General features: G+C 33.8%; 12 protein-coding genes and 1 pseudogene. 1 reads left to right on the forward strand and 12 read right to left on the reverse strand.

What is annotated here, in order from left to right; all coding sequences use genetic code 11:
- Nucleotides 1–312: 312 nt before the first annotated feature.
- The 3 genes from ltrA to BN4220_RS04270 form a co-directional block, all read right to left on the reverse strand.
- Nucleotides 313–1,725 carry a group II intron reverse transcriptase/maturase gene (gene ltrA / locus BN4220_RS04260; protein WP_066713335.1) on the reverse strand — a complete coding sequence of 471 codons (1,413 nt, stop codon included), beginning with the start codon at nt 1,723–1,725 and terminating at the stop codon, nt 313–315.
- Nucleotides 1,726–2,194: 469 nt separating this feature from the next.
- The gene (locus tag BN4220_RS04265; RefSeq protein WP_066714090.1) at nt 2,195–2,455 is read right to left on the reverse strand and encodes a spore coat protein; all 261 of its coding nucleotides are present in this window, start codon (nt 2,453–2,455) and stop codon (nt 2,195–2,197) included.
- A gap of 18 nt (nt 2,456–2,473) precedes the next feature.
- Nucleotides 2,474–2,665 carry a hypothetical protein gene (locus BN4220_RS04270; protein ID WP_066714092.1) on the reverse strand — a complete coding sequence of 64 codons (192 nt, stop codon included), beginning with the start codon at nt 2,663–2,665 and terminating at the stop codon, nt 2,474–2,476.
- 244 nt (nt 2,666–2,909) lie between these two features.
- Between BN4220_RS04270 and BN4220_RS04275 the strand changes: the two are divergent.
- Nucleotides 2,910–4,085 (forward strand): annotated as a pseudogene (locus tag BN4220_RS04275) (ISL3 family transposase).
- Nucleotides 4,086–4,341: 256 nt separating this feature from the next.
- Here BN4220_RS04275 and lepB (BN4220_RS04280) read toward each other — a convergent pair.
- The 9 genes from lepB (BN4220_RS04280) to BN4220_RS04320 form a co-directional block, all read right to left on the reverse strand.
- Nucleotides 4,342–4,947 carry a signal peptidase I gene (gene lepB / locus BN4220_RS04280; protein ID WP_347477048.1) on the reverse strand — a complete coding sequence of 202 codons (606 nt, stop codon included), beginning with the start codon at nt 4,945–4,947 and terminating at the stop codon, nt 4,342–4,344.
- A gap of 12 nt (nt 4,948–4,959) precedes the next feature.
- On the reverse strand, nt 4,960–5,538 hold the full coding sequence (gene lepB / locus BN4220_RS04285) for a signal peptidase I (RefSeq protein ID WP_066715417.1): 579 nt from the start codon (nt 5,536–5,538) through the stop codon (nt 4,960–4,962).
- A 256-nt stretch (nt 5,539–5,794) separates the two neighbouring features.
- Nucleotides 5,795–6,031: a DNA-directed RNA polymerase subunit omega gene (gene rpoZ / locus BN4220_RS04290; protein WP_066714094.1), complete on the reverse strand. Its 237-nt coding sequence runs from the start codon at nt 6,029–6,031 to the stop codon at nt 5,795–5,797.
- 95 nt (nt 6,032–6,126) lie between these two features.
- Nucleotides 6,127–6,408, reverse strand: coding sequence for a DUF370 domain-containing protein (locus BN4220_RS04295; RefSeq protein ID WP_197467888.1), 282 nt, complete (start codon nt 6,406–6,408; stop codon nt 6,127–6,129).
- 43 nt (nt 6,409–6,451) lie between these two features.
- Nucleotides 6,452–7,330, reverse strand: a complete 879-nt coding sequence (locus BN4220_RS04300) for a YicC/YloC family endoribonuclease (protein WP_066714098.1) — start codon at nt 7,328–7,330, stop codon at nt 6,452–6,454.
- Between the two features lie 142 nt (nt 7,331–7,472).
- A complete protein-coding gene (locus BN4220_RS04305; protein WP_066714100.1) occupies nt 7,473–8,429 on the reverse strand; it encodes a TIGR03943 family putative permease subunit in 957 nt (318 codons plus the stop codon).
- Between the two features lie 45 nt (nt 8,430–8,474).
- Complete coding sequence (locus BN4220_RS04310) at nt 8,475–9,758, reverse strand: CobW family GTP-binding protein (RefSeq protein WP_066714102.1); 1,284 nt, start codon at nt 9,756–9,758, stop codon at nt 8,475–8,477.
- A gap of 326 nt (nt 9,759–10,084) precedes the next feature.
- Nucleotides 10,085–10,936: an N-acetylmuramoyl-L-alanine amidase gene (locus BN4220_RS04315; RefSeq protein ID WP_066714103.1), complete on the reverse strand. Its 852-nt coding sequence runs from the start codon at nt 10,934–10,936 to the stop codon at nt 10,085–10,087.
- Between the two features lie 51 nt (nt 10,937–10,987).
- Nucleotides 10,988–12,865 (reverse strand): glycerophosphodiester phosphodiesterase, encoded by a 1,878-nt coding sequence (locus tag BN4220_RS04320; RefSeq protein WP_066714104.1) that lies wholly within the window; start codon nt 12,863–12,865, stop codon nt 10,988–10,990.
- Between the last annotated feature and the right edge of the window lie 18 nt (nt 12,866–12,883).

The raw sequence follows: 12,883 nt of genomic DNA on the forward strand, positions 1-12,883 counted from the left end.
TGGATTTCAACAGTACGGTGACAGATATTAATTTATTCTATGGATTGTTAAGTTTTTATCAAGCCACTTCTTGACGTCGACTTCAAATCCTTCTCTATTTTAACCAATTTAGCCTAGAATTTCAAGAGTATTTTAGCAATTAAATAAAGATTAACAGTTTAGGCACATTTGTTATATGAATAAACAAATTTTTGTGCATTTTTATTTGGATTTATGAAATTGTCAAAATCGAGTAGGAGGAAATTCATTAATTGAATTTCCGTCCTCTCACACCACCGTACGTACCGTTCGGTATACGGCGGTTCAATAAGATTACCTTATTTGCGAATATCTTTCACTAAGTGTTATAAAACCTTGTTCTCTAAGATATTTATTGGTAAGAGTTGAATTTAAGATTGGGCTATTGGAGATTCTCCAGTAGCCTTTCCTTGTATTCGCATGTTCCCATGCTTTCCAATTCTCTACCCCTAGTTTAACTAAGTTATCATGTTTCGTTTTAATCTTTTTCCACTGTTTCCAGTAACAAAGACGTAAACGTCTTCTTAGCCACTCATCAAGTTCTCGTAAAGTACCTTTCATATCTGCTAGTTTGAAGTAACTTATCCAGCCAACAATTAATTGTTTTAGTTTAATAGCTCTGAGTTCCATACTCATTGCATTACTTCTTCCAGTGATACTCTTAAGTTTTCCTTTTAACTTCTTAACAGAAACTTGATGTACTCTTATTCCCATTTCACCTTTCTTATTGTAAAAGGTATATCCTAAATATTTTAGTTTCCATGGTCGGTCTACCTTACTTTTCTCTTTGTTAACTTTAAGCTTCAAGTCCTTTTCTATAAACTCCGTGATACTTTTCATAACTCGCTCTGCTGATTTCTTTGATTTCACGTATACATTGCAATCATCTGCATAACGGCAGAACTTAAGTCCTCTTCGTTCTAATTCCATATCTAGTTCATGCAACATGATATTACTTAATAGTGGAGATAAGTTCCCACCTTGAGGCACTCCTTCTACAGTAGCACTTACTAATCCCTTTTCCATCACTCCTGCATTTAGATACTTCCTTATCAGTCCGATTACTCGTATATCCTTGACTTCTTTATAAATCAGCCCAATTAACCTATCGTGGTTGACAGTATCAAAGTACTTTTCTAAATCTATATCTACCGCCCATTTATAGCCTTCATCCATGTATTCTTTACATTTTAGAATTGCTTGATGCGCGTTTCGATTTGGTCTAAATCCATAACTATTCTCTGAAAATTTCTTCTCAAAGATTGGCGTTAGTACTTGTGATACTGCCTGTTGTATCACTCGGTCTACTACAGTTGGTATCCCTAATGGTCTTGTTTTCCCGTTATCCTTTGGTATCTCTACCCTTCTTACGGGATTCGGTTTATAACTTCCATCTGCTATGGATTGCTTAAGCTCTTCGCCATGACTTCTTAGATATGGTAGAAGTTCATCTACTCCCATCTTGTCGATTCCATGACTTCCTTTATTCTTCTTTACACGTTTAAAGGCTTCATTTAGATTTTCATTACTAATGATTTTCTCTAGCAATCCATAGTGATATTCTCTTCGGGCGTTCTGTCTGTTATCCGACGTCATAGAAATGCTCGGCGCCTTTGCATAGCTTTCGAGTTCCACTCTATCCTTTTGCAAATGACCTGATTCTGTATTCAGTTGTCTGCTGTCATCACATTTCTTTGTTTCTTTCAAACTTTCAAAACCTCCTATTGTTCAGTCCTTCCCAAAGGTCGTCGACTACCTCCGGTACTATGACCTCTGCTGACTTCTTAGTGTTCAGCCATACATCACTGCATGGGTTGTCATTTCAGAGTTCACTTCCATGACGTATCACTAAGACCTCCCCAGGTAAGAACGCAATCTTCCTCTCCATCTATCTGCCACATTTACATTAATTAATTTCGAGTAGTTATTGGACTTCGATTTGTATAGCAATCTTATCCTTAATTAATGCCTTGTATGTGATTTCTGTTCGTCAGACCAGAGATTTGCCCACGGACTTCCTTCAGATTCGCCCTCGCGAACGACACCCTTGTCTTAGGCTATACACTTGCCACTACTAGGCTGTGTTAGGGACTTTAACCCATTAGATTGCGCCCATGCTGGGCACACTATTAATAAGGGGATGTTAAAAAACATCCCCTTATACTAATAACGCTATTTAAAATTGTGTTTGAGTTTTACATATGCTTGATTTTACGCTCTCTATATCTTGTGGAGTCGCAGGTTTAGCTGGCGTATAATAATTTTTATTTTTAGCAATTGAAAATAATTCATATTGTGAAGTTTCTGTATCATTTCTCATTTTAATGAGCGTTTGTCTTAAATCTTGATGCTCTGTTTGTGTAATCATATCCTCTAAACCTTTTAACCCATTATTAATTGCATTAAGAGCATCTGTAACCATAGCTTTTTCTTGCATGGATATAACCTCCTATTCCTATTTTAAAAACTGTGTTAATGTTGATTTGTTTTGGCAAGCGCATTGAGCTGCTTTTTGAAAAAATTGTTTTACGCTTGGATCTGTCGCTTGTTCCGCATATGAATTATACTTTTCTTCATCTGTTTCACTAAATTGAATAAGATGTCTAAGATTTTGTAGTTCCATTTCTGTTATACTTTGACTTTGCATATAAAACTCCTATCCGCATTAACATGCATTTTTATTAGCCTAAATGACATAATCTATTCTCTCTCAAAACATTGAATAATATGCATGTAGATACAATATGTTTTAATAATTTATAAATTATCATAAACGAACAAAAAAGGGTTCTATAATAAATGTTGGGGTGCAAACTCCAACATTTTATATTACAATAAAAAAAGACCTCCTCGTGCCAGTCTGACAAACAAATCACAAGGAGGTTGCAATAATGCATAATTATTGTATCAATAAATTATTAGATTTAAAAGGGGTAAAAATAAAAAATATCACTCATGCTGATACTTTTGTTAAAATATATCTCGAAACTAATCCTTCTGAACATATTTGCCCTAATTGTGGTAAACAAACAAAACGTGTTCATGACTATCGAGATCAAAAAATAAAGGATTTACCTTTTCAATTTAAAAACTGTTTCCTTGTTCTTAGAAAACGGCGTTATATCTGCACCTGTGGCAAACGGTTTTATGAAAAATACTCTTTTCTAGCAAGATACCAACAGCGCACAACTCGTCTTACACATATTATTGCTCATATGCTTCGTGAGCTTGTAAGCATGAAATCTATCGCTAAGCGTACTAATGTATCCCCCTCAACGGTTGCTAGAATTCTTGATACGCTCAGTTATTCCTGTCCGAAGCTTAAAAATTCTATTTCTATTGACGAATTCAAAGGCGATACAGATGCAGGAAAGTATCAATGTATTATAGTAAATCCAAACTTACCTTCTGTTATGGATATTCTCCCTAATCGATCACAGGCTCACTTATCATCTTACTTCTCTGGACTAAATCGCGCAGAAAGATATCGAGTGAAATTCTTTGTTTGTGATATGTGGCAGCCTTATGTTGAATTAGCTAAAATTTATTTTCCCAATGCTGCCATTATTATTGATAAATATCATTTCATTCGCCAAGTAACTTGGGCTACTGAAAAGGTACGCAAACGTCTTCAAAAGACAATGCCTGTAGCATTACGGAAATACTATAAACGTAGTCGAAAGTTGATTCTTACACGATATTATAAGCTCAAAGAAGAAAAAAAGCATGCATGTGATTTAATGTTACAATACAATGATGATCTTCGCTTAGCTCATAAATTAAAAGAATGGTTTTATGCGATATGCCAAAATAAGAAATACTCAGAACAAAGAAAACAATTCTTTGAATGGATTAAATAGGCTGAAACATCCGGCTTAGAGGAGTTTGAGAAATGCGCAGCTACTTATCGTAATTGGTCGGAAGGAATTTTAAATGCATTTAAATACGGATTAACCAATGGCCCTACAGAAGGGTATAATAACAAAATTAAAATTCTAAAACGTGTATCATTTGGTATGAAAAACTTCCCACGTTTCAGAACCAGAATATTGCATAGTATGAATTAAATAAAGCTAGACTGGCACGAGGTTTATTTGTCATGTCCAAAAACAGACATTATAGAAAATAACATAAAAACAGCTCTGATTCTAGTAAAGAAGCGGGTTCCACAAGAACCCGCCCCAACACTTGACACAGAGCCCAAAAAAGAGAGTATATCCTAGTTTTTATGCTAAAACAAAACTTATGCTAAACAGCATAAAGAATTTTTAGCTAAAAACTTTATATACTCTCAAAAAATATATCGTATTAAACTCTTTTAAATTATTTAACGAATCCAAACTTAGAAAACGGCCAGATTCTTAAAATTACTTTACCACCAATTTTATCTTTACTAACAGGTCCAACGTCTTCTATTCTACTATCTTTGCTAACCCTTCGGTTATCTCCTAGTACAAAATACTCATCATCTGCTAATACAATTGGCTTCTCTGCAATTCCACCATCTTCTATTGGGTCTTTCCCATAATTTTCGTTCAGCTCTTCACCATTGATATAAATAATTCCATCTTTTATTTGTATTGTTTCTCCAGGTAATCCGATTACTCGTTTCACATAATAATCTTTTGTCCCTTTGCCATATGGATAAAATACAATAATATCAAAGCGATCGTAATTTTTAAAATGTTTTGACACTTTTTCTACAAGAACATTTTCGTTATCATATAAATTTGTTTCCATGGAAGAACCATCTATAATCGTCCTTTGCAATACAAATCTAGGTATAATATAACCACAAATGAAAAGCAATATAATATAAATACTAATTTCTATCCACATTCTTCTTTTCTTTTCTTCTTTTTTTCCTACTTGCGTAGTACTTACATCCATAGATTCTTCTTTTTTATTGGAGTTCTTTTCTTCCATCATAAAACACTCCTTTTATTGATGTCTTATTACACCAATTTCCTTTAGTGGCCAAACTCTACACCAAGCACGGCCAACAATACTCTTTTTAGTAACCAATCCAACCGTTTCATCTCTGCTATCTTTGCTATGATTACGATTATCTCCCATAACAAAATATTCATCATCACCCAGCACTATCTCTTCACTTGCAATCCCAGGATCATTGATAACATTTTCATTACCATAATTCTCCATGAGTGGTTCACCATTGATATAAATAATATTATTATTGATATAGACAGTTTCTCCTGGTAAACCAATAATACGTTTAATATAATACAAATCATCAATGTCCTCAAATGGTTGAAATACAATAATATCAAAGCGTTCTGGCTCTGAAAAGATATATGTAAGTTTTTCAAGTAATAAATGGTTTTTATTTGATAATGTTGTTTCCATTGAACTTCCATCTACCTCTACAGGTTGCATAACAAATCGCTCTACCAATAAAACTACGGTTAAAACTACCACAAAATATAACACAGTTTCAAGTACTTGACGTATCGAGCTTTTCTCAGTTTCTTTTTCTTCTAGATTACTTTCGTTGTTCATTAAATTATCTTCATGCATATTCAATTAGCCATAACCTTTCATACCATTTTCGCACGTAAATAAAAACAGTAGTGTGCGTCGCACACTCTCGGGCGTAAATACTGATATAGCACACCTTTTGTTCCGCACGCGTAGCTGCACATCCTTTACCCGCAGGAGCATTCTACAATAGGAAATGCAGAGCAATTTCCTATTGTAGAACAAAAAGGGTTGTCACAACGTAACAACCCTTTATTTGATATCCACAAACGTTTATCTATTCTGTTTCATCACCGACGATCTTAACCTTAGATCTATATAATTCTTCAACAGCAATAGATAAAGGCTTGTTACAAGAACTTTCCACCAAAGGGGTAGCTCCATCAATAATTTGTCTTGCTCTCTTAGCTGTTGCAAGAACGATAGAATATCTACTATTTACAACTGGCTGTTCACCTTGTTCTACCTCACTATTTACTACTTGCATTAAATCCGTATAAGATGGATGTAACATATGGCATTTCTCCTTCCTTTTACCTAAAATGTATATGATTACTCAACATCATGTGCTGATTGTAACTCTATGATTAGATGGTAATAGTATCAAAATTAGGATAAAATAATTCCTGACATTCGATTCTCATCTGTTCCTTCTCTTTGATTGACACGGTTCGCAATTGTCTCAGGTAATAATGCTGAGAGTACTATTTGCCCTTGTTCAGTCACTAAAACTGCCTTGCATTTTCTCCCACAAGTAGCGTCAATACAATTTCCCTGGTCCTTTGCATTCTGAACCATACGTTTAATAGGTGCTGCTTCAGGACGTATAATTGCTACCACTTTACCAACATTAATAACATTACCAAATCCAATATTGACCAATTTATTCAATGCTATTCACCACTTCTAATTTTATATACAGAATAACTAAAATTTATTCTATATTTTGTATTTGCTCACGAATTTTTTCTATTTCAGTCTTTAAGTCAATTGCTTTATTAGAAACAATTAAATCATTCGCTTTTGAAAGAATTGTATTTGCTTCTCGATTCATCTCTTGAGCGATAAAATCAAGTTTTCGCCCAACATTACTTCCTTCAAGTAATGTTTCTTTCATGCTATTGATATGTGCTTTTAAACGAACGGTTTCTTCATCAACACAAATTTTATCTGCGAATATAGTAATTTCTGTTGCTAACACACTTTCATCTATCTTAGTATCACCAAGAAGTTCATTTACTTTATCTGTTAGCTTTTTTCTATACTCACTGAGGATTTGTGGTTCTCTTTCCTCAATAAAGTCAACGAGTGAAATCATATTATCTAATTTCTGAATTAAATCATTCTTCAAATGACTGCCTTCATTAATTCTAGTCTCAACAAAACGTTCTGCTGCTTGCTTCACTGTTTGCTCTATAAGTTCCCATAATTCGTTCTCATCAACTGTTTGTTCTTCTAATGTTAATACATCTGGAAACCTAGATAGTAATGAAACTCTTACATCATTATCTATTCCAAAATCTGCACTCATCTGCTGTAAATTATCATAATATTCTTTTGCGATTTCTTTATTGTATTTTACACAAGCTTTGCCCTCTGTATAGTCTTCGTATGTAATAAATACGTCTACCTTTCCACGATTGACGTATTGCTTTAATACATTTCGAATCCCTGTCTCAAATAAGCTAATCTTTTTCGGCATCTTAATAGATATTTCTAAATATCTATGATTCACTGCCTTTAGCTCAACGATTAATTTTCGTTCTGTCGTATCGATTTCGCATCGGCCAAAACCAGTCATGCTTTTTAACATTTAAACACATTCTTTCCTATAATATGGAGTTAATTCTTTGATTTTAACTGTTGTAAGCATCTTTTTTCCGATGGTTACATGATAAGAACATCATAATGTTATATCCAATTAATTATAATGAAATTATTATAGTAAGTCAAGTTTAATTAAAATATACCAATTTTTCCTTAGGCTCTTCTGCCTTTTCAATTCTTTGCGCATAAAGAATTGGACCTTCTCCGCGATATTCCTTATAATATTCACACTTTATTTTAGCTGTAACTGTAATCCATGAACGCATTTTAAGAAACTCAAAAGGCAATGGACCAGCTTTTCCAGCTTTACACAAGAAACCAATAAATGCAATGTCATCTGCACAGCAAGTCATAGCAAACCTTCCTGGCACGAAGCTTCCTTTTGGAAATTGATTTGACTTATATACCATTGCACGAAAGCGAACGGTTTTTCCATCGTATTTCTTTGGATTATCTAATGCATCCATGTAAAATAATCCGAAATCTTCATCATACAAGTCAATAATTTCAGCATTTAAATCAAATGGTAGCACTTCTTCACCAGCATCATCTGTTACACCATTTTCAGATTCATAAATAATTTGACCTTTACGATTCACTGGTTTTACACTTCTACGTAAAGCAATCTTATCGGTTGAATCGTCACATCGATTAAAAATGATGGTATCTGAATACTTAAATTGACCAATCATAATTGACTTCATATTATTTAAATAGTTATTATATGTCGATGCATCAATTGTAGTAATTATTTGAACCATTTCCCAATTATCAGGTAACTCAAGTTCTAGAAAATTTTCTACATTCCACATACCATTCCATTCTATCATAACACGTTGTGGTCGATAAAAGGATTGATATTGTGCTAAAAGTTCTTCCGTAAATTCTTCTTCCTCTTCTACGGTAACGATATCTACATTCATTGCAGCAAGTTGCTTTTCATCATATTCTTCTATACCTTCTTCACAAAGGATAAGTAATGTCTTTTCTCCATTTGTAAATTCAGGATCACTGAATGTTTCATTGACAAAGCTTGTCTTGCCGCTCTCTAAAAATCCATTAACTAAATAAACCGGTATTTCCATAGCATCGGTTCCTTTCCATACTTACTAAAACGTCTAAAACATTTCTTATTTTATTTTAAACAATGTTTCAAGCGCCTGATTATCTATCTTGCTTCCTATTACACAAAGACGTCCTGTATATTCTGCTGCACCCTTACGAACTTCATATTCACCTGGAACTAAATCAAAATACATCCATTCTCCACTTGTGCAAGGAATAATACCTTTTGCTCGAAGGATAATTCCATATTCTTCTGAACTTGATAACGTCTCTAAAATCGTTTTTAATTCTTCTTCCTCATATTTACGTGGTGTTTCTACACCCCAGCTTGTAAATACTTCATCTGCATGGTGATGTCCATGATCATGGTGGTCATGTCCACAGCCACAGCCTTCTCCGTGTTCATGATCGTGATGATCATGTCCGCAGCCACAGCCTTCTCCGTGTTCATGCTCATGGTGATTATGCCCACATCCACAACCTTCTCCGTGTTCATGCTCATGGTGATCATGTCCACAGCCACAACCTTCTCCGTGTTCATGCTCATGGTGATCGTGTCCACAGCCACAACCTTCTTCGTGCTCATGCTCATGATGATCGTGTCCACAACCACAGCCTTCTCCATGTTCATGGTCATGATGATCATGTCCACAACCACATTCTTCACCATGTGCATGCTCATGATGATCATGACTATGGTGTTGTCCACAAGTTGGGCAAACATCTGCTTCATCCATTAGTTCTTTTAAGGAACTCTTTTTCTCCATTGCATCTAATATCTGTTTTCCAGTAAGATTATCCCATGGAGTTGTGATAATTGCTGCATTATCATTATGTTCTTGTAACTGATGTACACAATCTAATAATTTCTCATCAGAAACATCTTGAGTACGGCTTAAAATAATTGTTCCTGCATGTTCTATTTGGTTGTTGAAAAATTCACCAAAATTCTTCATATACATTTTAGATTTTTTAACATCAACAACTGCAGTTGTACTATTTAATTCAATTTCAACTTTTTCTCCAACGGAAAGTACTGCTTTTACAACGTCTGATAACTTTCCAACTCCTGAAGGCTCTATAATTACTCTATCTGGTGTATAGGTTTCTAGTACTTCTTGAAGTGCAGTACCAAAATCTCCTACTAATGAACAGCAGATACAACCTGAGTTCATCTCTGTTATTTGCACTCCGGCTTCTTTTAAGAATCCGCCATCAATGCCAATTTCACCAAATTCATTTTCAATTAAAACTATTTTTTCACCAGCAAAGGCTTCCTTTAATAATTTTTTTATTAAAGTAGTTTTTCCTGCGCCTAAAAATCCTGAAATTACATCTATTTTTGTCATGTCTATTACACCCTTTCAATTTTAAAACAACAATATGACTGCAAATTATTATACTTCTCTTATAACCGTTTTGCAAGAAAATAAACCTACCTAGAACAAAAGTGTGCTTCAACACTCTCGCGAACAAAACTGATATAGCAACCCTTTTGTTCCGCGCATAGCTGCGCATCCTTTTCCCGCAGGGTGTTCTACAACAGGAAATGCAGAGCAATTTCCGATTGTAGAACAAAAGTCTCTGTCACAACTCCATTTATATAAAAGTTTTCCAGGAAAACATTCATATAAAATGTTATTATGAAACAGAGACTTAAAATTATACTTTATTTTTATTCAAACATAACAATTGTATCATACCCAAGCATGTTAAGATCTAATTCTAAAGATTTTGCTTGCACTAGTGTTTCAATATCTGCCGCCTCTACCACATAAGCAGCTCCCTTCTCAGCAATGCGAAGCGGATAACCAATATCAATCATAGAATTTACAAAACGTTCTGCATTATTCTGCTCCTGAAATAAAGAGAATTGCACAAGATATTTTCCTTCAATAGCAGAGGTTTGAACTTCTTCTGTTATATTCTCTTTTTGCAGTGTAGAAACCCACTCATTTCCAGTGACACCTTTATAGATACCGCCTGCAATTGCATCCGCTACCTGATCAAACTTTTCATCAAAAAGTTCATTATCAGCAGCATTATATATAGAACCAACTCTTACAAGGATCGCAGGCATTTCAGTTCTTCTAAGAATCGCCGGATTCTCCTTAACAACTACACCCAAATTTTGAAATCCAACGTTCTCAAGGCGTTTATTAATTTCTTCTGCAACTTGCTCGCTAATGCTTCCTCTTTTATAAATAAGAGATTCCACTCCCGAATACTGATAGGATGAGCTACTAAAATTACGATGAAGTGATACCAATAAATCAGCCTTCTGATCATTTGCAATTTGTGCCTTTCTTATGGGTGCTTCATATACATCACTCACTCTTGTATAGCCAACATCAATTCCTTTTTCTTTTAAAAGTTTACCTACAGCTAACGCTAGGTCCAAATTATCATCTTTTTCTTTTCTGCCTTCATGTACAATTCCCTCATCAAAACCGCCATGCCCCGCATCTAAGACTACTTTCATTTCACTTATTACCTTATCACTTTTCTTACTATATAACATATGCATAAAATAATGTCTCGTTCGTAAAATGAAAGACTCGTATCATGTGAAAGAATATTAATCTGCTTTGACTAAGGATTCAAAGAGATCTTTAAAAGTTGCAACACTTGAATCATTGTAAATGATATCACGTACCATTAAAGGATCATCCGTAATCATATTATCAACGCCTAATAATTTCATTCTTTCAACCTCTGCTCTACTCTTCAATGTCCAAGCATGCACTTCTTTACCTAAGCTATGAGCTGTACGTACTAAAGTTTCATTGATAAAGCTTGATTTCACACTGAAAAAATCGGCATATTCATTATCATAAAAATATCCATAAGCAACAGAAAGTATATATCCTGTTTTAATCGTATCATTTAATTCTTTTACTCTTGCAAGAGCACTATAGTTCGTAGAAGTAACAACACATTGTCTTTCAAAATCATATTCATCAATTAATGCAACCACTTTTTCAACTAAGTTTTGCTGATGACTTGTTATTTTGATTTCAATATTTAATTTAATTTTTCCCTGACAAAGTTCTAGAACCTCTGCAAGGGTAGGTACCTTCGTTCCAACATAATCTTTTGAAAACCACGAACCAGCATCATATGTTTGCAATTCTTCATATGTGACATCCCATATATTCTTATTTACACCGCAGGTACGTTTTAAGTTAGAATCATGTAATAAAACAACAATACCATCTTTTGTTTCTTGGACATCAATTTCTGCATAGTCGGACACCAAATTTATAGCTTCTTGTATGGATTCTAATGTGTTTTCAGGAGCCATATGAGATGCACCACGATGCGCAGTTACATATGTGCCAAATAAAGAACCAGTCTCAACGAATGCACCTTTATAAAAACCTGTTACTAAATAATAAAAATTAAAGGCAATAACAATCAATGTTACAATTGTTAGTATTCGAATATAACGCCCTCTTGCAAATAAAGGTCTTCTCTTTAAGATTCGAATTCCCTTATCCTCGTCCTTCATTGATTTTACAATTTTATTTTGTAACTTTTCAATGTCATGACCTAGATTTTCTTTTTCTTCTTTATAAGTCACAAATAACTTTGTTATTACTCCATAATTAGCGATTAATGTTAGCACTGAAACAAATATCATAACATAGCCATTAATTTGACCTACAAATCTTATAAATACAACAACCACAACCGACTTATCTAACGTTAGATAGACAATTACTCCTGTAATTAGTATTACAATTAGGTATAATAACAAATATGCCATTAGTAAAATTAAGTTAAAAAAGAAAAGATATTGCAGTATTTGCGCTATATGCCCTTGTTCTAAGTTTTTGCTTTCACGATACCCTTCTTTTAATGTCTTATTATCAAGTACACAAAAATGTAGCGTAAATATACCTCGAAACGTTACAAATGCAGCCATTATAATAATTAATGCAATGACTAGTACAATACCCTTATTATGAAAAATTGACTTAGCAATATAGGAGGGTACTCTAGTATTCACAATAAGGTTATATATCAGCGGAATACCAATAACAATGGCTTCCATAAGACAAAACAAAGGTAGGAAAATATTCTTCCGATTCCGAAACAATTTATATGTTTTATGAATGCTTGGAAATACAATTTGCGTTACACCTATTTTTCGATCTTGTATACTTGAAAAGCAATATATAATTAGAGAAATAAGCTCAACCGTTATAAAAAATGATACTAAAGTTAATAACACAAGACAATAAATTATTGTAAAAGGTGATCTTAAAAAGCTATTAATATTTGCTAAAGTCAAGTAACTATAGCCCAAAAGTTTGAGTAATTTTTGTAGTGACCAACTAAAGAATGGTACCATAACTACTAAAAATAATGACTTATATAAGACTTCAAATAAGAATAAACTTCTAAGATTCTTTTTAATATAATTCTTTGTTTCTATAAAAAAATTTCTCACAATTACACCTGCTATTCT

Origin of the sequence: Clostridium sp. Marseille-P299, assembly GCF_900078195.1 — a bacterium.
In the GTDB taxonomy this organism is placed as follows: Bacteria; Bacillota; Clostridia; order Lachnospirales; family Lachnospiraceae; genus Lachnoclostridium.